The 20,515-nt window shown below is 70.5% G+C and carries 19 protein-coding genes; 5 read left to right on the forward strand and 14 right to left on the reverse strand.

What is annotated here, in order from left to right; genetic code table 11:
- The 6 genes from D7W79_RS19810 to D7W79_RS19835 all read right to left on the reverse strand — a co-directional run.
- Positions 1-456, reverse strand: a 456-nt coding sequence (locus tag D7W79_RS19810) for a response regulator (protein WP_120526951.1), incomplete at its 3' end; no start/stop codon positions are given.
- The gene (locus D7W79_RS19815) at positions 453-2,588 is read right to left on the reverse strand and encodes a hybrid sensor histidine kinase/response regulator (RefSeq protein ID WP_120526952.1); all 2,136 of its coding nucleotides are present in this window, start codon (positions 2,586-2,588) and stop codon (positions 453-455) included. The genes D7W79_RS19815 and D7W79_RS19810, both read right to left, overlap by 4 nt.
- A 3-nt stretch (positions 2,589-2,591) precedes the next feature.
- Positions 2,592-4,235: a methyl-accepting chemotaxis protein gene (locus tag D7W79_RS19820; RefSeq protein WP_120526953.1), complete on the reverse strand. Its 1,644-nt coding sequence runs from the start codon at positions 4,233-4,235 to the stop codon at positions 2,592-2,594.
- Positions 4,232-4,846, reverse strand: a complete 615-nt coding sequence (locus D7W79_RS19825) for a chemotaxis protein CheW (protein WP_120526954.1) — start codon at positions 4,844-4,846, stop codon at positions 4,232-4,234. Before D7W79_RS19825 ends, D7W79_RS19820 begins: the two co-directional genes overlap by 4 nt.
- Entirely contained in the window at positions 4,846-6,618 is a 1,773-nt protein-coding gene (locus D7W79_RS19830) for a CheR family methyltransferase (protein ID WP_120526955.1), read from the reverse strand. The genes D7W79_RS19825 and D7W79_RS19830 overlap by 1 nt, the downstream gene beginning before the upstream one ends.
- Positions 6,615-7,100, reverse strand: a complete 486-nt coding sequence (locus D7W79_RS19835) for a chemotaxis protein CheW (RefSeq protein WP_120526956.1) — start codon at positions 7,098-7,100, stop codon at positions 6,615-6,617. Before D7W79_RS19835 ends, D7W79_RS19830 begins: the two co-directional genes overlap by 4 nt.
- A gap of 211 nt (positions 7,101-7,311) precedes the next feature.
- Here D7W79_RS19835 and D7W79_RS19840 point away from each other — a divergent pair, with 211 nt between their 5' ends.
- Positions 7,312-8,895 (forward strand): phytoene desaturase family protein, encoded by a 1,584-nt coding sequence (locus D7W79_RS19840; RefSeq protein ID WP_120526957.1) that lies wholly within the window; start codon positions 7,312-7,314, stop codon positions 8,893-8,895.
- A gap of 10 nt (positions 8,896-8,905) precedes the next feature.
- On the opposite strand, the gene D7W79_RS19845 is transcribed toward D7W79_RS19840, so the two are convergent.
- The 4 genes from D7W79_RS19845 to D7W79_RS19860 form a co-directional block, all read right to left on the reverse strand.
- Positions 8,906-9,274: a VOC family protein gene (locus tag D7W79_RS19845; protein WP_120526958.1), complete on the reverse strand. Its 369-nt coding sequence runs from the start codon at positions 9,272-9,274 to the stop codon at positions 8,906-8,908.
- A gap of 166 nt (positions 9,275-9,440) precedes the next feature.
- Complete coding sequence (locus D7W79_RS19850) at positions 9,441-10,007, reverse strand: DUF3226 domain-containing protein (protein WP_244221861.1); 567 nt, start codon at positions 10,005-10,007, stop codon at positions 9,441-9,443.
- A gap of 56 nt (positions 10,008-10,063) precedes the next feature.
- A complete protein-coding gene (locus tag D7W79_RS19855; RefSeq protein WP_120526960.1) occupies positions 10,064-11,110 on the reverse strand; it encodes an AAA family ATPase in 1,047 nt (348 codons plus the stop codon).
- Between the two features lie 65 nt (positions 11,111-11,175).
- The gene (locus D7W79_RS19860; RefSeq protein WP_120526961.1) at positions 11,176-12,960 is read right to left on the reverse strand and encodes a methyl-accepting chemotaxis protein; all 1,785 of its coding nucleotides are present in this window, start codon (positions 12,958-12,960) and stop codon (positions 11,176-11,178) included.
- A gap of 325 nt (positions 12,961-13,285) precedes the next feature.
- On the opposite strand from D7W79_RS19860, the gene D7W79_RS19865 reads away from it, so the two are divergent.
- Complete coding sequence (locus D7W79_RS19865) at positions 13,286-13,492, forward strand: CsbD family protein (RefSeq protein ID WP_120526962.1); 207 nt, start codon at positions 13,286-13,288, stop codon at positions 13,490-13,492.
- 81 nt (positions 13,493-13,573) lie between these two features.
- Here the strand turns inward: D7W79_RS19865 and D7W79_RS44285 are convergent, their stop codons facing one another.
- Positions 13,574-13,735: a hypothetical protein gene (locus tag D7W79_RS44285; RefSeq protein WP_014400293.1), complete on the reverse strand. Its 162-nt coding sequence runs from the start codon at positions 13,733-13,735 to the stop codon at positions 13,574-13,576.
- 519 nt (positions 13,736-14,254) lie between these two features.
- Between D7W79_RS44285 and D7W79_RS19870 the strand changes: the two genes are divergently transcribed.
- Both D7W79_RS19870 and D7W79_RS19875 read left to right on the forward strand, forming a co-directional pair.
- Entirely contained in the window at positions 14,255-15,223 is a 969-nt protein-coding gene (locus tag D7W79_RS19870; RefSeq protein ID WP_120526963.1) for a universal stress protein, read from the forward strand.
- Between the two features lie 37 nt (positions 15,224-15,260).
- Positions 15,261-17,126, forward strand: a complete 1,866-nt coding sequence (locus tag D7W79_RS19875) for an ABC transporter ATP-binding protein (RefSeq protein WP_120526964.1) — start codon at positions 15,261-15,263, stop codon at positions 17,124-17,126.
- A 15-nt stretch (positions 17,127-17,141) separates the two neighbouring features.
- Here D7W79_RS19875 and D7W79_RS19880 read toward each other — a convergent pair whose 3' ends face one another.
- A complete protein-coding gene (locus D7W79_RS19880) occupies positions 17,142-17,501 on the reverse strand; it encodes a thioredoxin family protein (RefSeq protein ID WP_120526965.1) in 360 nt (119 codons plus the stop codon).
- 213 nt (positions 17,502-17,714) lie between these two features.
- On the opposite strand from D7W79_RS19880, the gene D7W79_RS19885 reads away from it, so the two are divergent.
- On the forward strand, positions 17,715-19,190 hold the full coding sequence (locus D7W79_RS19885) for an SMI1/KNR4 family protein (protein WP_120526966.1): 1,476 nt from the start codon (positions 17,715-17,717) through the stop codon (positions 19,188-19,190).
- Positions 19,191-19,295: 105 nt separating this feature from the next.
- On the opposite strand, the gene D7W79_RS19890 is transcribed toward D7W79_RS19885, so the two are convergent.
- Complete coding sequence (locus D7W79_RS19890) at positions 19,296-19,571, reverse strand: hypothetical protein (RefSeq protein ID WP_120526967.1); 276 nt, start codon at positions 19,569-19,571, stop codon at positions 19,296-19,298.
- Between the two features lie 115 nt (positions 19,572-19,686).
- Positions 19,687-20,334: a SanA/YdcF family protein gene (locus tag D7W79_RS19895; protein ID WP_244221860.1), complete on the reverse strand. Its 648-nt coding sequence runs from the start codon at positions 20,332-20,334 to the stop codon at positions 19,687-19,689.
- Between the last annotated feature and the right edge of the window lie 181 nt (positions 20,335-20,515).

Consider the following 20,515-nt stretch of genomic DNA (forward strand, 5'->3'; position numbering starts at 1 on the left):
CAGCGGGGGCGAGGGCGTGGCGGCGCGGTCCGGCCAGCGGCGCACCACCTTCACCTGGGACATGGCCTTGAGCGTGTCGCGCAGGCGGCGGCTGTCCGCCTCGAAGTCCGGCGACTCCGGGCCCACCGGCTTCTGGAGCACCGCGAGCGCCCCGGCCCTCAGCGCGGCCATGGACGTCTGGATGTCGCGCTCCACCAGCGTGGACACCACCACCACGGGCGTGGGCACCTCCGTCATGATGCGGCGGGTGGCGTCCAGGCCGTCCATGCGCGGCATCTGGATGTCCATGGTCACCAGCGCGGGCTGCAGCCGCTGGCACAGGTCCACCGCCTCCAGTCCGTCCCGGGCCTCGCCCACCACGGTGAGCGCCGGGTCGGTGCGCAGGATCTCCACCAGCAGCCGCCGGGCGGTGGGCGAGTCCTCGGCCACCAGGATGCGCAACGGTTCGGTCTTCATAGCAGTCGCCTCAGCGTCTCCAGCAGGCTGGTGGGGTCAAACGCGCTCTTCACGATGTAGGCGCTCGCGCCGGCTTGCAGGCCGCGCGCCTTGTCCTCGGGCTTCTCGCGCGACGTGACGAGCACCACCGGCACCCGTCCGAAGCGCGGCGACGCGCGCACGGCCTCCGTCACCTGGAAGCCATCCATGCGCGGCATCTCCACGTCCATCACCATCGCGTCCGCGCCGCCCGCCTGGAGCCGCTCCCACGCCTCCGCGCCGTCCGCGCACGCGACGACGTCGTAGCCCGCGCCCTCCAGGATGCTCTGCTCCAGCATGCGCGTGGTGGGCGAGTCGTCCGCCAGCACCACGCGCCGGCGCGCGGCCTGTTCCTTGGGCGTGGGGAAGAAGTGGGTGGAGGGGCGCCCGCCCGCGGCCCGCACCAGCGACGCGGGGCTGAGCAGCAGCGCCATGCGCCCATCCGGCATCACCGCCGCGGCGGCCACGTGCCGCGCCCGCTTCACGCGGCTGCCCAGGGAGCGCACCAGCACCTCCTGCTCCGCGATGACCTCGTCCACCACCAGCGCCGCCTGCGCGGTGCCCGCCGACAGCACCACCGCGGACGGCCGCGCCTTGGGCGGCCCCGCGGGCAGGTCCAGCACGCTCGCGAGCGACGCCAGCGGCACCAGCGCGTCCGGCGTCACCCAGGACATGCGGCCCTCCACCTCGCGCACGTCGGAGGGCGACAGGCGCAAGAGCCGGTCCACGCCCTCGCTGGCGAGCGCCAGCGTCTGCCCGCCCACGGACACCAGCAGCACGCGCAGGGTGCTCAGGGTGAGGGGCACGTCCAGCGTGAAGCGGGTGCCCTGGCCCGCCTTGAAGGCCACCTCCACGCTGCCGCGCAGGGCCTCCACCTGGGCGCGCACCACGTCCAGGCCCACGCCCCGGCCGGACACCGCCGTCACCTTCGCCGCGGTGGACAGGCCCGGCAGGAAGACGAGCCTGGCCGCCTCCGCGTCGTCCTCGGGCGCCTCCAGGCCCCGGGCCCGCGCGCGCTCGCGCAGGGCCTCCAGGTCCAGGCCGCGCCCGTCGTCCTCCACCGCCACCTGCACCCGGCTGCCGCGAAGCCGCGCGGACAGCACCACGCGGCCCTCCTCCGGCTTGCCATGGCGCACGCGCTCCTCCGGCGCCTCCAGGCCGTGCGCCACCGCGTTGCGCACCAGGTGAAGCAGGGGCTCACGCAGGGACTGGAGCAGGGAGCGGTCCAGGTCCAACCCGCCGCCTTGCACCTCCATGCGCACGCGCCGGCCCAGGCCGTGCGCCACGTCGCGCGCGGCGCGCTCCAGGCCGGTGCAGCCCTCCTCGAAGGGGAGCATGCGCGAGCGGCGCACCTCGTCATCCAGGCCGGTGGAGGACTGGAACAGCGCGCGGCGGTCCTGCGCCAGCACGCGCGCCACCCGCGCCAGCTCCAGCTCCACGCGGCGCAGCGTCGTCTCGGACGTCGTGCCGCGCACCGTCTCGCGCAGCCCGGCCACGTCGTCGCGCAGCGCCTCCAGGGACTCGGCGTGGCCCTCCAGGCGCAGCATCGCCACGCGCAACTCGCCGCTGCGGCCCAGGAGCGCGTCCAGCTTCTGCCCGGACACGCGCACCGGCAGCGTCTCCCCGCTGACCTGCGCGAGGACGGGAAGCTCCGGCTCGGCCTCGGGCGGCGGAGGCTTCGGGGTGGGGGCCGGCACGGGCGCCGGGGTCTGCGCGGACAGGCCGTGCGCGGCCTGCTCCAGCTGGGGCAGCAGCGCCTCCAGCGGCGAGCCGGCCAGCTCCTGACGCGCGGCCAGGCGGCGACCCGCGTCGTCCAGCGCGTCCACCGTGGCGAAGCACAGCTCGAAGAGGTCCGGCGTGGGCGTGCGCCCGTGGATGAGCGGCTCCAGCACCTCCTCCATGCGGTGGCAGGCGTTCTCCACCATGGCGGCGCTGGCCGCGCGGGAGGCGCCCTTCACGCTGTGCAGCGTGCGCAGCAGGCCGGGGATGAGCTCCTTCGCGCGCGCCGGGGCCTGCTCCAGGGCGAGCAGGTCCCGGTTGAGGGACACGACGTGCCCCTCCAGCTCCTCCAGGAACGAGTCCAGCAGTGCCTGCGCCAGCCTGTCGCGATCCATGGGTTAGCGCCCGAACTCCCCGAGCAGCCCCTTGAGCTTCTGGCCCATGGCGTTGATGTCCTGCATCGCGCGCTCCGTCTGCCGCGACGAGATGAGCCCCTGCTGCGTGGCCTGGTTCACGTCGTGCATCGCCTGGCGGATCTGCCCGATGCCGGTGGCCTGCTGGTTGGCGGACGCGGCGATTTGCGCGGCCGTGAGCGACGCCTGCGTGAGCAGGTCCCCGAGCTGCTGGATGGTGGTGCCCGCCTCCGTGACGACGCGCGTGGCGGCGGACACGCTCTTGGTGCCCTCCTCCGTGGTCATCACCGCGCCGTGGGTGGCCTTTTGGATCTGGCCCAGAATCTGGCGCACCTGCGCGGTGGCCTTCTTGGACTGATCCGCCAGCGCCTTCACCTCGGAGGCGACGACGGCGAAGCCGCGGCCGTGCTCACCCGCGCGGCTCGCCTCGATGGAGGCGTTGAGCGCGAGCATGTGCGTCTGCTCGGAGATGTCGTTGACGGTGGTGATGATGTCGCCAATGGCCTGGGCCTGCTCGGCCAGGGCGAGGATGCGCGACGCGATGGACTCCACCTGGTCGCGCACGGCGCCCATGGCGGACACGGCCTCCTCGACGGCGCGGCGGCCGGAGCGGCCCACCTCCTCGGAGTGCCGGGCGGACTCGCTCACCGCGCGGGCGCGGCCGGCGGCCTCCTCCGACGTCTTGGTGATCTCCTCGATGGTGCTCACCGTCTCCGTGACGGCGGTGCCCTGCTCCTGGGCGCCGGCCACCTGCTCGGTGGTGCTGGCGAGGATTTCGGAGGACGCGCCGGCCAGCTGGTTGACGAACTCCGCCACGGTCTTGAGCGTGTGCTCGCGCTGCTCGGCCTGCTTCGCCAGCTGCACCTCCGCCTGCTGGCGGCGCTCCGCCATGGCGTTGAAGGCGCCGGCCAGGTCGGCCATCTCGTCCTTGCCGCGCACGTCAATGCGGTGCGCGAGCTCGCCCCGGCCCAGCTGCTCCGCGCCGTAGGTGAGCTTGCGCAGCGGGCCGGTGATGCCCCGCGTGATGACGAAGCTGCCCACGCCCACGATGGCCAGGCCCAGCAGGGTGCCCAGCGCCAGCACCCAGAGGCTGCGCTGCGCGGCCTGGGTGGCGGCGTCGGAGAAGACCTTCCAGCGGTCCTCCTCCGTCTCGCGCATGTCGGCGATGAGTTCGCGGATGGTCTCCATCTCCCGCTGGCCGCGGTTGGTCTTCACCACGGCCTGGGCCGCCTCGAAGCCCTGCTCGCGGCGCAGGCGGACGGTGTCCGCCAGCTCGTCCAGCTTGCTCACCACCAGCGGCTCCAGCTTCGCGAAGCGCGAGCGCTGGTCGGGGTACTTCGCCATCGCGGGGCGCAGGTTGTCCAGGTCCGTGCGCAGCTCGGTGAGGGCGGTCTGGTACGGGCGCAGGTAGGACTCGTCGCCGGTGAGGATGAAGCCGCGCTGGCCCGTCTCCGCGTCCACGATGAGGGCGCGCGCCTCGCGCAGCATCTTGTAGTTGTTGTGGGCCTCCAGCAGGCCCTCGGTGGTGGTGGTGAGCTGCTGGGCGCCCTGGAAGGCCACGGCGGCGATGATCAGCAGGACCAGGAGGGACAGCCCGAAGCCCAGCGCGATGCGATTCCCGATGCTCATGCGACTCCTTCTTCGGACAGCTCGAACACGAGACGCTCGTCGGCGAGGAGGGCCTCTCCCTCCAGGACGAGCGTGCCGTCGGGGCTGACGCCGGACACCAGCGCGCCCGCTTCCTCTTCCAGGGAGGGGGGCGCGGGCAACAGCTCCGTGCTCGTCAGCACCGCCACCTCCGTTACCTCATCCGTGCGCAGGCCCAGCTCCGCGCGGGCGGTGCCCACCACCAGCACGGGGCCGGTGCCCTGCGACGCGGGCCGGCCGAACAGCGGCGCCAGCTCCACCACGGGCAGCACCTCGCCGCGCAGCAGCGTCAGACCGCGCAAGAGCGGCGGCGCGCCCGGCAGCAGGGTGAGCTCCGGCGCGCGCATGACCTCCAGGATGAAGCGCGACTCCAGCGCGTACGTCTGGCCCGCGGCCTGGAAGCGCACTATCTCCCGCTGGCTGCCGGGCAGCACGGGGATGACCGGCGGGCGGGCCAGGGCGAGGGCGCGTGCGTCGAGCGTGTCGCGGGCGGCTTCGTCGGTGAAGGCGTCGCGCGCCTCGCTGGCGTGCTCCAGCGCTTCCAGCCGGGCCCGGGCCTTGTCCCAGTCGATGATTCCGTCGCGCTTCGGCATCAGCTTGCGTCTCCGCCTTCAGTCCGCTCCAGGCGCCGCCACTCCGCGCGGGCCACGTCCGCCAGTGCTCCGGCCCGCTCTCCTTCCGCCAGGGGCACCAGCGCCTCTGGCGGCAGCTTCCGGCACAGCCCTTCCGCCTCGCGGTAGGCCCGGGCGGCGGCGGCGGTCTGGTCCTGCCGGCGCAGCACGTGGCCCAAAAGCAGGTGGCCCACCGCGAGCCCCGGCTCCAGGTAGAGCGCCTGCCGGGCGGACTTCTCCGCGTCGGCCAGTCGCGCCTGTCCCAGGAGCAGCAGGGCCTCCAGATACCGCAGACCGGCGACCAGTGGGTGACGAACAACGGCCTCCCCGCAGGCGAACACCGCCGCGCGGGGATCCAGGTTGGCCAGTGCACGAACCGCGGCCAGGGCCTCCTCCGGGTCGGCCGATTGGGCCCCCGCCCGCCGTGAACCCTCGCGCCAGTCGCCCCGGGCCAGCGCCTGGCGCACGGTCTCCAGCGCCTCCACGCTCAGCGCGAAGCGGGGCCGGGTCCCGGTCGTGGAGGAGGGGCTACCGGAGACGGACCTGGCGCCCGATGCAGGCGTGCCGCCACCGTAAGTCCCGGCTCCCGACGCGGGAACTCCGGATCCGTAGGGCCCGGCTCCTGAAGCGGGAGTCCCGCCGCCGTAAGACCCCGTCCCCGGTGCGGGAGCACCGGAGCCATAAGGCTCGGTCCCCCACGCGGGAGTGGCCGTCCCGGCGAGTCCGGTTCCCCAGGGCGCGGAAGCACCCGGGAGGGAGCCGTCGGCCCCGAACGTCGAAGGCATCCCCGCCGGGGACGGCCGGGCCCGGGGATCCGCCACCGCGGGGAACGCTCCGGATCCGGTGCGTCCGCCGGAGGCGGGGAAGGGCGTGCCATCCGCGCGCAGCGGCACCAGCGGCTGGAGCGGAACGAAGTGCCCCGCGTTCGCGCCGGCCAGGGGCTTGCGGTACAGCACGCCCCACTCCGTGAGGACCGGCTCGAACGGCGCGTAGTCCCCGAGCGGCGGATCCGACGGACCCGTGAACAGGTACCCGCCGTCATCCAGCGACGCATGGAGCCTGCGCGCCACGCCCTCGATGGTGGCGCGGTTGAAGTAGATGAGGACGTTGCGGCAGAAGATGACGTCCATCTGCCAGAGGCCGCTCTCCGCCGAAGGCCACGTCTCCAGCGCCAGGTTGAGGTAGCCCAGCTGCACGTGGCGCTTCACGTCCTGCGACAGCCAGTAGAAGCGGCCCTCCTGCTTGAGGTGGGGGCGCATGCGGTCCGCGGAGGGGCCGCGCAGGGACCAGTCCGTGTAGCGGGCCTGCTGGGCGCGGCTGAGCGCCGTGCGCGACACGTCCGTCGCGCGCACCATCATGTGCTCTTCCCAGCCCTCGGCCATCAGCAGCGCGGCGATGGAGTAGGGCTCCTCGCCGGAGGAGCACGCCGCGCTCCACGCGCGCAGCAGGTGTCCCTGGCCCCGGCGCTCGCGCAGCTCCGGCAGCACCACGCGGCGCAAGTGGTCGAAGTGCTCGTGGGTGCGGAAGAAGTACGTCTCCCCGATGGTGAGCTCGGTGAGCAGGTCATCGAAGAGGGTGTTGTCCAGCGCCACCTCATGCAGGTAGCGCATGACGTCGTCCTGGTTGGCGCGGGCCATGGCGCGCTGGATGCCCTCCAGCGCGGCGGCCAGACAGCTGGGCGCGGCGAGCCCCGCGCGCTGCTCCACCAGGTCGAGCACCTCCTTGAAGCCCGGGGGGAGGACGCCGCCAATCAAGCGGGCTCCGGAAGGGCTCCCAGCGCGGTGTCCAGCTGCAGGGCTTCCGCCTCGGAGAGGAACGAGCGCAGGTCGTGCACGAGCACCAGCCCGTCCGCCAGCTTCGCGGCCCCGGCCACGTACCCCACGCCCGGCAGCTGCTGGGGGGACGCGTCCCATTCCCCGGGGGCGACGGCGTGCAGTCCTTCGGCCCGGTCCACGCGCAGCGCCACGTGACGTCCCCCGGCGGACGCGACGATGAAGTGGTCCATGGGGGACAGGGGGCGCGCGGGGTGGCGGAAGCGGCGGCGCAGGTCCAGCACGGGCAGCAGCTCTCCGCGCAGGTTGAGCAGGCCCTCCACCACGTCCGGGGCCCGGGGCAGGGGCGTGAGGCGCGCGGCGCGCACCAGCTCGCGCACGTCCTCCACGGGCAGCCCATAGCGCTGCCGCTCCAGGGTGAACAACAGGACTTCCTGTGGGCGTGCCTCCGAGGGGGGATTCATGGATGCGCGTCGCAGGCTACAGGAGGCAATGCCCCCTGGGGATTCAGGATGTTGGCCCGTCTTCCAGCGAACGCTCCCCGGGACGGGAGCGGTCCGTCCGGGAGGGAACGCCCGGCGGAGCGCCAGGAGTCCCGGGAGGAAACGCTTTTTCGTCCGGGCCGTCCTCAAGGGACAGTCGCCAGCCGGCATGGGGCCGGGCATCGTGAGGCACATGGTTCAGCACGTCATCGTCGTGGGCGCGGGCCCCGGAGGCCTGACGGCCGCCATCAACCTCGCGGGGCAGGGCTTCCGGGTCACCGTGGTGGAGAAGGACGCGGTGCCCGGCGGCCGGATGAAGGGCCTGACGCTGGGACAGGACGGCGAGTACGCGGTGGACACCGGTCCGTCCATCCTCCAGCTGCCCGGCATCCTGAAGCAGATCTTCTGGCGCTCGGGGAAGCGGCTGGAGGACTACGTCAAGCTGGTGCCGGTGGACCCGAACACGCGCGTGCACTTCTGGGACGGCACGCACCTGGACACGCGGCGCGACCTGGAGCGCATGGGCCAGGACCTGGAGAAGTTCGGCGCGGGCAAGGGGCGCGCGCTCCAGGAGTGGATGGAGGACGGGCGCAGGAAGTACGCGCTCGCGTACGAGAAGTTCATCTGCACCAACGCGGGCAGCCTGGACTACTACGCGCCCTGGCGTCTGGCGCCCACGCTGCGCTTCAAGCCGTGGCAGACGCTCTACAAGCAGCTGGACTCGTTCTTCCACGACGACCGGATGACGTACGCGCTGGCGTACCCGTCGAAGTACCTGGGGCTCCACCCGACGACGTGCTCGTCGGTGTTCAGCGTGATTCCGTTCATCGAGCTGAACTTCGGCGTGTGGCACGTGCAGGGCGGCTTCCGGGAGCTGGCGCGCGGGATGATGAGGTGCGCCGAGGACCTGGGCGCGACCTTCCGCATGGGCACGGCGGTGGAGCGGGTGCTCACGGAGGCCGGGCACGCGGTGGGCGTGAAGCTCGCGAACGGGGAGGTGCTGAAGGCGGACGCGGTGGTGGTGAACGCGGACCTGGCGTATGCGGCGCAGAAGCTGCTGGCGCCGGAGGTGCGCGAAGGTTCGCGGTTGACGGACGCGGCGCTGGAGCGGGCGAAGTATTCGTGCAGCACGTTCATGGCGTACTACGGCCTGGACACGGCGTACGCGGACCTGCCGCACCACCTCATCTACCTGTCGGAGAGCGCCCGGCGCACGGACAAGGACGCGCTGGAGGACCGCACGGTGGACCTGGAGGATCCGCCCTTCTACGTGTGCAACCCGGGCGTGACGGACGGCTCGGGGGCGCCGAAGGGGCACTCCACGCTCTACGTGCTGGTGCCCACGCCGAACACGGCGCGTCCGGTGGACTGGGCGAAGACGGAGGCCACGCTGCGCGAGCGCATCCCGAAGATGCTGGAGAAGGTGGGCATCAAGGGCTTGCGCGAGCACGTGAAGGCGGAGCGCTACTTCACGGCGGAGACGTGGCGGGACGACTTCAACGTGTTCCGGGGCGCGGTGTTCAACCTGTCGCATACCTGGATGCAGCTGGGCCCGCTGCGGCCGCGAGTGAAGAACGCGCAGGTGGAGGGGCTCTACTTCGTGGGCGGCGGCACGCACCCGGGCAGTGGGCTCTTGACCATCATGGAGAGCGCGAACATCGCGGCGGACTACCTCACGCGCGAGGCGGGCAAGGGGCCGCTGAAGGGCTGGCCGTACGTGCCTCCGATGGAGGACGGCGGAGCGCAGGAGCCGCTCCGCATGGCGCGGAGCGGCTGAAGGGCGCGCGTCAGACGGCGCCGGGGCGGCAGCTCACCTCCACGAGGATGCCGCCCGGGGCCCGGCAGTAGACGAGGGTGCCCCGGTTGTTGCGGATGACGTCGGACACCTCCAGGCCGTCGGCCTTCACGCGCTCCTGGAAGGCGAGCACGGGGGCTTCGGAGTCGAGGAGGAAGCCGACGTGGAAGTCCTCGGGGAAGACGTCGGTGTCGCGCTTGCGGCGCTGGAGGACGAGCACGAAGCCCTCCGTGCCGCCGAGGATGGCGATGGCGGGCGAGTCATGGTTCTTCGCGTGCGACGTGAAGCCGCAGTAGCGCGTGAAGAAGCGGGCGGTGGCCTGGACGTCGGGGACCTGCAGATCAAGGTGATTCAGCTTCATGGTGGGCCTCGCGAAGGCACACGTGTGCCATCGAAGGGCCGTGGGTCCTGAATCCCGAAGGAGACGGACAAGTGCTTCCACCATGGAAGTGACCGGGGCTCACCGAACCGGTCCGCCGTTTTTCGACCGGGGTGGAGGCTAACGGGCCTCGCCTACCCGGTGCAAGTCAGAGGGCCTGGAGGAAGGCGCGGAGCGGGTCGAAGGCCGCGTGGTTCAGGTCGAAGACCTTGGAGCCATCCAGTGCTTGGTGCAGGCGAAGGGGCTCGGGCTGCATGGCGAGGTATGCATCCAGCCAACCCTTCATGCCTCGCGCCTGCGTGGTGTGAGGCTGCCCCGCGCAGACGACGAGGGTGTCCACGCAGGAGGCCAGCGCGGGGTTTTGCACGGCTTGTTTGCAGAGCGCATCGATGCTGCCGGTCTGTTGCCCATCCGGCGAGAGGAAGACGCCTACTTTCGGAGCGGCACCTGGAACGAAAACGCCATGCTCGAAAGGTGTGGTGACACTAAGGGCGGCCAGAACTTCTTGGATGAGGGCGAGCGCCTTCACTGGGTCATCTTCCATGTCGAGCAAAACGCCGACACTGCGCGCATATCCGAAACTGGGATCCCGGGCTGCGAGTCCTGCCAGTTCTGGGATGTTTAGGCGGCCACGGGCATTCCAACAGATCAAGCCGCCCCAAACATTAAGCCCGGCGATGGCCTTACAGAGTTTCTCCTCGTCACCACCTTCCACGAGCAGCAACCCGAAGGGCCGCGTAGGAAAAGGAGGAGGGTCTTTGGGAGGGCGACTCATCCGCGGATCTCCACTCCCATCCGCCCTGCTGCATCAACGAGGTTTCGGTCGTAAACGACGGCTTTGGTTTCGTGCTCTTGTTTGTCGAGCCGAATGACGCGGAGGTCATTGTCATTCTGTTCTTTGAAGACAGCGGCCGCCGCTTGGACGCATTCCTCTGAATGAGTTGTGATGAAAAACTGAACGTTTCTTTCCCTGCTCGCCTTGGCAATCCATGTCCACATGGGATGCAAAACGCTGTGGTGAAGACCGTTTTCAACTTCATCGATGTAGATGGGCAGATCGTCAGTCACTGCCAAATTGACTGCGAACTCAAAACAGCGCTTCATTCCTTCACCCATCATGAGCAAGGGAACAAGTCCATCACGCTTTGTTCGTAAAAATATCGCTACGCGATTTCCGGATGGAGCCAATAACTCGATACCTGAAACTTGATCGTTCACGTTGCGAATGAAATCGATGATCAGCCCGTCGCGACCATGCTGCTTGAGTTTCGACAATGCGCGGATTTCGATTTTGCTGATTGAAGGAGTCGCTTGAATCCAATTCCCTCCTTCTGCCGATAGGTCAAGCTCGGGCGGAAATTGCACACCCTTTGAGCTGCCTTTGGTAAGGGCGTCTTGAACTTCTTCGTCATGCTTGACTGTGCATGTTAAAGCCCATGCCTCTGAGTGGCCAGGGTGGATTCCAATGTCCTCTGTTGTCTTGGTTAGCTCCGAAGAAGTTTTCTTGAGAGAAATCGTTGTCTTTGATGCTTGGTGGTCAACGCCCTCGATCCGAAAGCCTCTTCGTGCGTCCATCTGGTAGAAGATAGGCAGCCAGAATTCATCGAAATTCTTCACCTCGGCATCAGGATTTCGCTCACGCTGTCTCGATGCAAGAATCTCGGTAACTGAATCTGGGTTGACCGCTAGGAAGAACGCTTCCAACAACGCCGTCTTCCCGCTGTCGTTCCTCCCGATGATCAAGTTCACGCGCCCCAGTCCTTCGACGTGGAGCCGCTCGATGCCTCGGAAGTTCTCGACCGTGATGGAGGTCAGCATGGCGGCCTTCTACCAGACCTCGGGAGGGCCAGCCCACGGCGGTCGGTACCCCGACCGCCGCACTGCTAGGACACGTACCGTTCCGCCAGCTCCGACACCTGCCCCGTCGCCTGGGCCACCGCGGTCGCCGCCTCCTGCGTCGTCCCCAGCTGCCGCAGCGTCGCGGCCATCAGCTCGTCCATCTCGCTGACCGCGCGGAACAGCTGATCCACACCGCCGTGCTGCTGCGCCACGGCCTCGGCGATCTGCCGCACCGCCGCCGCGGACTCGTGCGTGAGTTTGATCAGCTCGCGCAGCCGCTCGCCGCTCTTGCGCAGCGGCACCAGCGCCGCCTCCACGCCCGCCGAGCTCTTGTCCGCGGTGACGACCGCCTCGCCCGTCGCGGCCTCCATGCCCTCCAGGAGCCCGCGCACCTGGCCCGTCGCCTTGATGGACTGGTCCGCCAGCTCGCGCATCTGCCGCGCCACCACCGCGAAGCCCCGGCCCTGCTCACCCGCGCGGCTCGCCTCGATGGCCGCGTTGATGGCCAGCATGTGCGACTGGTCCGCCAGCGACTTCACCACCTCCGACACCCGGCCCACCTCGCGGGCGCGCGTGCCCAGGTCCACCACCTGCTGGTTCAACCCGTGCGTCAGGCCGCGGATGTCCGCGAGCCCCTGCTCCGTGCCCGCCAGCGACTCCTCGCCCAGCCGGCCCATCGCCGCGGCGCGCTCCGCCACCTGCAGCACGCTCCCCGCGCGGGTGGCCGCCAGCTTCGACATCTGCTGGATCTCCTGCGCCGTGGTGCGCGCCTGGTGGATGGCCGCCGCCTGCCTCGACAGCGTGCGGTTCTGCTGGTCGCTCGCCTCCGTCAGCCGCGTGCCCGCCTTCGCCAGGTGCCCCGCCGACGAGCTCAGCGCCCGGGGCAGCTCCTGCAACTGCTCATAGAGCAGCCACGTACGCGCGGACAGGTCGCCCAATTCATCCGTGGACACCCACTGCGGCGGCGCCGCACGGCCCTCCACCAGCGCGTCCAGCGACGCCCCCACCGCCTTCGCCCCCTGCGCCAGCCGGCGCGCCGCCCACGCCGCGGTGAAGATGGCGCCCAGCGCCGCGAACCCGCCCAGGAGCGCCACCGGCAGCGTCAGGTCCCGCTGCAACGGCTGGATGCGCGCGCGCACCCGCGCCGCGCCCCGGTACTCGCCCGACAGCTCCAGGTCTTCCGCCAGCGACGACAGGTTCTTCTCCAGCCGCAGCTGCAACGTCGCGATGCTCGTGATGCAGGTGATCAGCAGCGCGGACACGACGATGGCCGGCAGGAACCAGCTCTGCCGGGGCAGGAACAGGCCTTCGCCAGGGGGACGCTCGTGCGGCGCGCGGCGGAACGCCTCCAGCGTCACCACCGCCAGCGCCCGCTCGTAGAGCATGTACATGATGGGCGCGCTGAAGAGGCCCGCGCTCATCGCCACCGCCACGCCCACCAGGATGACGCGCGGCGGACGGTCCAGCGCCAGGCCAATGGCGCCGTTGAAGAAGATGCCGCCCAGGAACCAGCCCGACTGCGCCTCCACGAACGTGAGCACGCCCGGCAGCCGCAACAGCCGCCCCAGCCGCTCCGCCGGACTCGCGTCCTCCCGCAGCGCGTGCCGCAAGAGCGCACCCACCGCGCCAATGGGCACCACCAGCGCCAGCCCGCCAATCACGATGGGCGTGACGACGCCCAGCACGAACCCCGCGCTGCTGGCATCCACGTCCAGCAGCTGCATGTCGACGTAGATGGCCGGCGCCACCGCCACCGTGACGACCAGGGTGCGCAGCCAGAGCAGCCTGAAGAGCAGCGCCTGGGTCGAGGAGGGAGAGGGTGGGTTCATCGGGAGACGGATCCGGGAGGGTCACTCCAGACTGAGGGGGAAGCGCGGATGCGTCAATGCAACGTCCGCTTCTTGTGACGAAGACTCCCGGGTCTTCGTGAATAGCAGGGACGCAGCGGGTAGGGCGGGCAGCGCGGGTGTCGTTCCAGCGTGCGCCGCGGACTGTCTACTACCGGACATTCCAAGTGGCCCGAGTCACGTCACGTCACGGTCCGGAGGAGGGCGGCCGTGCGGACGAGCCAGCGCGGCCACCGGCTGCCACGCGCATGGGACGTGAGCACGTTGTCTTCCACAACGATTCACACACCGACGTCAGGAGGACGCCATGGGCGAGTGGACTGACAAGGCCAAGGGCAAGGTGAAGGAAACCGTGGGCGTTGCGACCGGCGACCGTTCGCTGGAAGCCGAGGGCAAGGCGGACACGGCCAAGGGCAAGGTCAAGGGCGTGGTCGAGGACGTGAAGCACGCCATCAAGGACGCGGTCGACGACCGCGATGCCCCGCGTCGCGACGCGGATCCGTATCAGCGCTAGCGACACTTCACTGTCTTGAAACCATTCGGGCCGCGGAAGCCACTGCTTCCCGCGGCCCGAGCTGTCTTCAGGAGGTGCTGCTCACTGCCGCATCTTCTCGCAGGGACACGCCACCTCGAGGAAGGTGGTGGACTTGCCGCTGAGCATCACCCAGAGACAGCGCAACACACAGGCTGTTCCGAACTCCCGGTAGATGAGTCCCAGGTTGGCAACCACCTCACGTCCGGTGATGACCCCGCGCATGTCCCGCTCCCTTGCTTCCTGCCGTCCGACCCGCCGCCCATGGCCCTGTGAGGAGCCGGGCAGAGGTCTCTGCAAAGGGCTGGCCGAAGCTCGAAAAGCATCCCCGTTCGCCAGCGTCCTGCGGTGAACGTCCCAAGCCCCTGAATCAGCGGCCCTGAACGCCCGCCTGCCCCGGAGTCCTTGAACGAAGCGGTGCCGCGCCCTGAAAACGTTACAGCGCGAGGGGCTTCAGCCGGAGGACGGGCAGCCCGTCCGCATGCCCTGGCCCGGTGTCCTGCCGGGCGCCGCCGCTCGCGTGCCCCGCTGCCCTGCTGGGGACGTGGCGTCCTAGCAAGACGAGTGGCACATCCACCGACGGGGCTGAATGTATGTCCATGAGGGCCCGCGTGAGGCGGAAAGCCCCCTGAGGCCGTGCGTTGGATGTTTCAGCCCGGGTTTGCGTGAGCCGCCATGTCGCCACGCCCCGGAGGCTCGCGCGGCGCATCCAAGCGGTGAGGCGGCGGAAGGAAGGGTGTCGACATGCGACCGAACGTGTCTTCCAGCAAGGGTCTGCCCCTGCTCTCCGAAGGTCTCCCCCGCGCCCAGCGGGGGCTGCGGCGGGTGGCGGTGGGGTTGGACTTCTCCCTGCAATCCGAGTTCGCGCTGGCCCGCGCGCTGCGGCTTCCGCTGGCGCACGGGGCGGCCTTCAGCGTCCTGCACGTCAGCCCTCCGCTGGACGGCCACCAGGGGCCGGACGGGACGGTGGCCGGCGAGCGGTGTCTGCGCCGGTTGGTGACGTCCGCGGCGAAGCGGCTGCGGCTGCGGCCGGACGTGGACGTGCGCGAGGAGCTGCGCACCGGCGACGCGCCGCACGTGGCGGCGGAGCTGGCGAAGGACCAGGGCGTGGAGGTGCTGGTGGTGGGCCGCCCCCACCCGGCCTTCCCGGTGAAGCCGCTGCCGGAGAGCTCCATGGTGATGCGGCTGGTGCGGGAGGTGGACGCGTCCGTGCTGGTGGTGATGCCGCACCCGGGCCGCGTCTACCACCGGCCCCTCGTCGCGGTGAACTTCTCGCGCGAGTCCCGCCGCGCGCTGGAGCTGACCATGCGTCTGTGCCCGGCCTCGACGCCCATCGAGGTGCTGCACGTGGTGGACCTGCGCGCGGAGGAGGCGGCGCTGCACGGCCAGGACGGCCACATGACGCAGGAGCTGCGGCTGCGGCAGGAGCGCGAGGACGCGGCGCGCAAGGCGCTCGGGCGCTTCCTGGCGCCGTACCGCGAGACGGGCCGGGTGATGGAGAGCCGCCTGCGCTTCGGGGACCCGCGCGAGTGCATCCTCGCGGAGGCCCTGGAGCGTGAGTCGGACCTGCTGACGCTGGGCATGTCCTCCGCGAACCCGCCGTCCGAGCTGACCGAAGGCGTGCTGCGGCGCTCGCACTGCGACGTGCTCATCTCCCGGCACGCCGCCCCGCCCCCCGCCCTGCCGGACGGGGGCCGCGCCCCGGCTTCCTGAAAGCAGGGAAGTCCAGCGCGGCGGGCGTCGCGGCGTTATGAGGGGCGGCACCTTGCCACCTCCCACGCCGTCGACACCGCCTTCGCTTCGTGCCCGCCTCAAGAACGCGGGCGTCCTCTTCAAGCAGCTGCCGGGCACCTTCCGCCTCTTCTGGCGGGCGAGCCCCCGGGGCGCGGTGGTGCTGGGCGCGCTCACGCTGGTGGCGGCGGTGCTGCCGGCGGGCATCGCGTGGGTGGGCAAGCTCATCGTGGACACGGTGGTGGCCGCGGCGAAGGGCGACGCGGCGGCGCACTCGCGCGTGCTGGGGCTGGTCGCCACGGAGTTCGCGCTGATGATTGCCTCCGCGGTGGTGGACCGGGGGCTCACGCTCACGAAGGACCTCTTGCGCGCGCACCTGGGCAACCTGCTCAACGAGCGCATCCTCCAGAAGGCGCTGGAGCTGGAGCTTCAGCACTTCGAGGACTCGGACACCTACGACAAGATGCAGAACGCGCGGCGCGAGGCGAACGCGCGCCCGCTGTCGCTGGTGATGCAGGCGTTCAGCATCGTGCGCAACGTCATCACCCTGTCCACCTACGCGGTGCTGCTGGTGGCGCTGTCGCCGTGGAGCGTGGCGGTGCTGCTGCTCGCGTCCGTCCCCGCGTTCATCGCGGAGGCGCGCCTGGCGGCGGAGGGCTTCCGGCTGTACTCGTGGCGCGCGCCGGAGGGCCGCAAGCTCAACTACCTGGAGTGGATCCTCACGCGCGACAGCACCGTGAAGGAGGTGAAGCTCTTCGGGTTGGGGCCGCTGGTGCTGGGGCGCTACCGCACGCTGTTCCAGAAGTTCTTCGCGGAGGACCGGGCGCTCGCGCGCAAGCGCATGGTGTGGGGCCTGGGGCTGGGCCTGCTGTCGCTGGCGGCCTTCTACGGCTGCTATCTCTTCGTCGCGAGCAAGGCCGCGTCCGGCGGCATCTCCGTGGGCGACATGGTGCTGTACCTGGCCGTGTTCCGGCAGGGGCAGGCCGCGTTCCAGGGCATCCTCACCAGCGTGGGCTCCATGTACGAGGACGCGCTCTTCATGAGCAACCTCTTTGCCTATCTGGACATCCCCACGGTGGCGAGCGCGCCAAAGGCCCTGCCCCCGGTCTCACCGCCGCGCGGGCGCACCAACGCCATCGAGCTGCGCGACGTGTCCTTCCGCTACGCGGGCAAGGACGCGTGGGCGCTGCGCAACGTGTCGCTCACGCTCAAGCCCGGCCAGAAGCTGGCGCTGGTGGGGGAGAACGGCGCGGGGAAGAGCACGCTGGTGAAGCTGCTCTTGCGCATGTACGAGCCCACGGAGGGCGCCATCCTCTACGGCGGCGTGGACACGGCGCGGATGGACGCGGACGACCTGCGCGGTCGCTTCGGGGCGGTGTTCCAGGACTTCGTGCGCTACCAGTTCAGCGTGGCGGAGAACATCGGCCTGGGCCACGTGCCCGCGCTGGAGGACCGGCCCGCCATCGAACGGGCGGCGGAGCAGGGCGGGGCCAACTCCGTCATCGCGACGCTGCCGTCGCAGTACGACACGATGCTGGGCGGCTGGTTCGAGAAGGGCCAGGAGCTCTCCAGCGGGCAGTGGCAGAAGCTGGCCGTGTCCCGCGCCTTCATGCGCGACGACGCGGAGGTGCTCATCCTGGACGAGCCCACGGCGAGCATCGACGCGGAGGCGGAGCACGCCCTCTTCGAGCGCTTCCAGGCGCTGGCCGCGGACCGCATCGCCATCGTGATTTCGCACCGCTTCTCCACGGTGCGCATGGCGGATCAGATCGCCGTGCTCCACAACGGGACGGTGCAGGAATTGGGCAGCCACGACGAGCTGATGGCGCTCGACGGGCGGTACGCGCACCTGTTCCGGCTTCAGGCGCGCGGCTACCGGGACTGAGGCTTCACGGCCGGCTCAGGCCTGGGCCTTGGCGCCGCCGGGCAGGTGGTCCCGGATGACGCCCAGGAAGTACGGCTTGCCGTAGTACTGGCTCATCTTCCCCAGCAGCTTCCCGTTGCGGAACAGGAGGAAGGTGGGGATGCCGAACAGGCCGAAGCGGGTGGCCAGGGCCTCGTGCTCGTAGGCGTTGACCTTGACGACGCGCATGGGGGCGCCGTCCAGCTCCTTGAGGAGCTCGGGTTCGGCGGCCGCGTAGATGTCGCAGTTCGGGCAGCCGGGGCCCCAGAAGTCCACGACCACCAGCTCATCGCGGGGTTCCATGACGAGCGAGTCGAAGGTCTCGGTCGTCGCCTCGAGGCTTACGGGATGCGCCATGGCGTCCTTCCTAATGCCCGGGGGACCGGGCTTCCATCCGGGTCGCCAGCCCCCGGGGCAGGCGGCCAGGAGGGATGGAGGGGGCGGGCGTGTCAGGTTGTCCAGATATGTCTACAGGCGTCGGGTGGACGAAACCCGACATGCACGCTGCGCACGGGGGCCCAGGCACCATAAGGTGCGAGCCCTGGTGGCTGTCGATGTCGTGGAGGGGTCATGCACGAGTGGTTGGAGGCACTGCGCAAGTCGGCGAAGGCGACCTCGGAGGGTGTGCAGGCGGAGGAGGTCCGCCGCGCGGAGACGGAGTGTGGCGTCCCGTTCCCCGAGGACCTGGCGGACCTGTACCAGGCGCTCAACGGCGGTGAGTTCCAGGGCGAGGTGCGGCTGTACCCGCTGCGTGGCGGCGAGGGTGCGCCCAGCGTCCTGGAGAAGAGCCGGCTGATGGTGGTGGGCCTGCCTGCCGCGGGCGTGTGGCGCTTCGGGTTGAAGGGGGCGCACCGGCACCTGTTCGTCGCGCGCAAGTCCGCGATGGACGAGCAGGGCGACGGTGGCGGGCCGCTGCCCGGCTGGGTGGAAGCGCTGGACGGAGACGACTGGGTCTTCGGCACCTGGGACGGCGAGAAGAAGGAGATGCGGCTGTACCGCACGCTCAAGGACATGCTCGAGGTGCTGATTCCGCCCGTGGAAGAGGTGGAGAGCTTCGGGGAGCGGACCTTCGCGCGCGCGATGAACGCCGTGCTCCAGGGCGCGCTGTCCGGCGCCGCGGCCGAGGCGGCGGAAGAAGACGAGGAAGCGTCCACGGGCCGTGGCCGCGACTACGCGAACGACCTGGCCGCCCTGGCCCGTGAAGCGGGCGAGGACGAGGAGGCCGAGGTGTCCGGCGAGGAGGAGCTGGAGGCGGAGGTGGCCGAGGACGCCGGCGGGGAGGAGCTCGAAGCCGACGAGGACACGGAGGAGGCCCCCGAGCAGGATGCGCTGTTCGAGGAGCCCGAGTCGAAGCGCCCCGCCGCGAAGAAGGCCCGCCGAGAGAAGGCCGCCCCGGAGGCCCCGTCCGAGCCCGCCCGGAAGAGCACGGGGAAGGGTGCCGCGAAGAAGGCCGCCCCGGAGGCTCCGTCCGAGCCCGCCCGGAAGAGCGCGCGGAAGGGGGCCGCGAAGAAGGCCGCGGCCACCGGAGCGGAGGCGCCGGACGAAGCCGCTCCCACCGGAGCGGGAGCGCGCAAGGCGGCTGGCAAGAAGACCGCCGCGAAGAAGACCGCGCCCGCGAGTGGTGCCGCGAAGAAGGCCACGGGCAAGGCCGCCGCGAAGGGAGCTGCCGCTAAGGGCGCTGCCGTGAAGGGGGCTGCTCAGAAGCGTGGCGCTGCCGCGAAGAAGGGTGCTGCTCAGAAGGGCGCTGCCGCGAAGAAGGGTGCTGCCGCGAAGAGCGCGTCCGCGAAGAAGGGTGCTGCCGCGAAGGGCGCCACGGCGAAGAAGGCCGCCGCGAAGGGTGCCGTCCAGAAGCGTGGCGCTGCCGCGAAGAAGGGCGCCACGGCGAAGAAGGGCGCCACGGCGAAGAAGGCCGCCGCGAGGGGGGCCGCCCAGAAGCGTGGCGCCACCGCGAAGAAGGGCGCTGCCCAGAAGCGTGGCGCGAAGGGCGCGTCCACCAAGAAGGCCACGGGCAAGGCCGCCGCGAAGAAGTCCTCGCGCCGGTCCTGAGCCCTACGGTGGCCGGGTGGAAATCCCACCGGGCTCCCACCTGAAGACAAAGGGCGCGTCCCTCGCACGGGGACGCGCCCTGTCTGCATCCGCATCCAGCCCCGGCTACCCCTCGGGCAGCAGGTCCGGCGACTGCGCGCGCGGGCCCGGTTCATCGGGCTGCGCGGTCAGCTCGCGCTCCTCTTCCTCTTCATCGGCCCGGCCGAAGCGCTGGATCTGATCCGGCAGGATGTCCCGCGCATCCGCCTCTTCTTCCATGGGAGGCGACAGGGCCAGGTCCTGGTCCGAAATGTTGATCTCGTCCTCTCCGGTGTCCGGGTTCCGGTGGCGCAGCGAGGTGGACTCGCCCACATCCTCGTCTCCGAGCTTGTTGAACCGCATGGGGTCTCCTCGACAGGGACGGTTGAGAAAAGCTTTCCGTGTCCCCACGAAAATGGGCCCCCCGGACGGGAGCGGCAATCGACGCCGCCCGCCTGCCTGCCGGGCCCATCCCCCGTCAGCGGGGAGCCGTCGTCGGCTGGGCGTCAGGGCTGCCGGGCTTCACCTCCAGCAGCACCATCGCCAGCGCCAGCACCCGGGAGAGCGTCTCGCGCACCGTGTAGCGCCAGGGGGTCGCCCGTCCCTCGTCCGCCGCCACGCCCCACGCGTCGATGCCCACCGAGTTGGCGATGAAGAGCGCCCGCGACAGGTGGAAGCGCTGCGTGACGAGCACCGCCCGGTCCGCGCCGAACACCGAGTGGGCCCTGAGACAGCTGTCGTAGGTGGACAGCCCCGCCTCGTCGCCCAGCACCGCGTCCTCCGGCACCCCCCGCTCCAGGAGGTAGTTGCGCATGGCCCGCGTCTCGTTGTGGAAGGGCGCGGAGTTGTCCCCGCTCACCAGCAGCGACCGCACCTTGCCCTGCCGCCACAGCACGATGGCCGCGTCCAGCCGCTGCGCCAGCACCGGCGACGGCACCGCGCCCGGCGCCAGCCCCGCCCCGAACACCAGGGCCACCGGGGCCTCCGGTGCCCCCGCCAGCGGCACGATGCGGCCCTGGTAGCGCAGGCGCACGAAGTGGGACAGGCCCAGCAGGACGGCCACGGCCAGCCCGAGCAGCCCCAGGCCCCTGCGTACCCACACCCTGGTCGTGCCGCCAGCCTTCATGGACCCCGCGAAACAGTCGGAAGGGGCCATTCTCTTCCGGCGCCCCCAGGGGGCAAAGCGCCACCGGCGGCCCGGAAGCAGGAACTGTTCACGCCCTGTCTCGTATACACATCTCCGAGCCCACGAGACATGCGCAGAGCTCGTATGCCGTCTTTTGTTTGAAAAGAACAACATACAGTGA

Source organism: Corallococcus exercitus, assembly GCF_003611585.1.
GTDB lineage: Bacteria > Myxococcota > Myxococcia > Myxococcales > Myxococcaceae > Corallococcus > Corallococcus exercitus.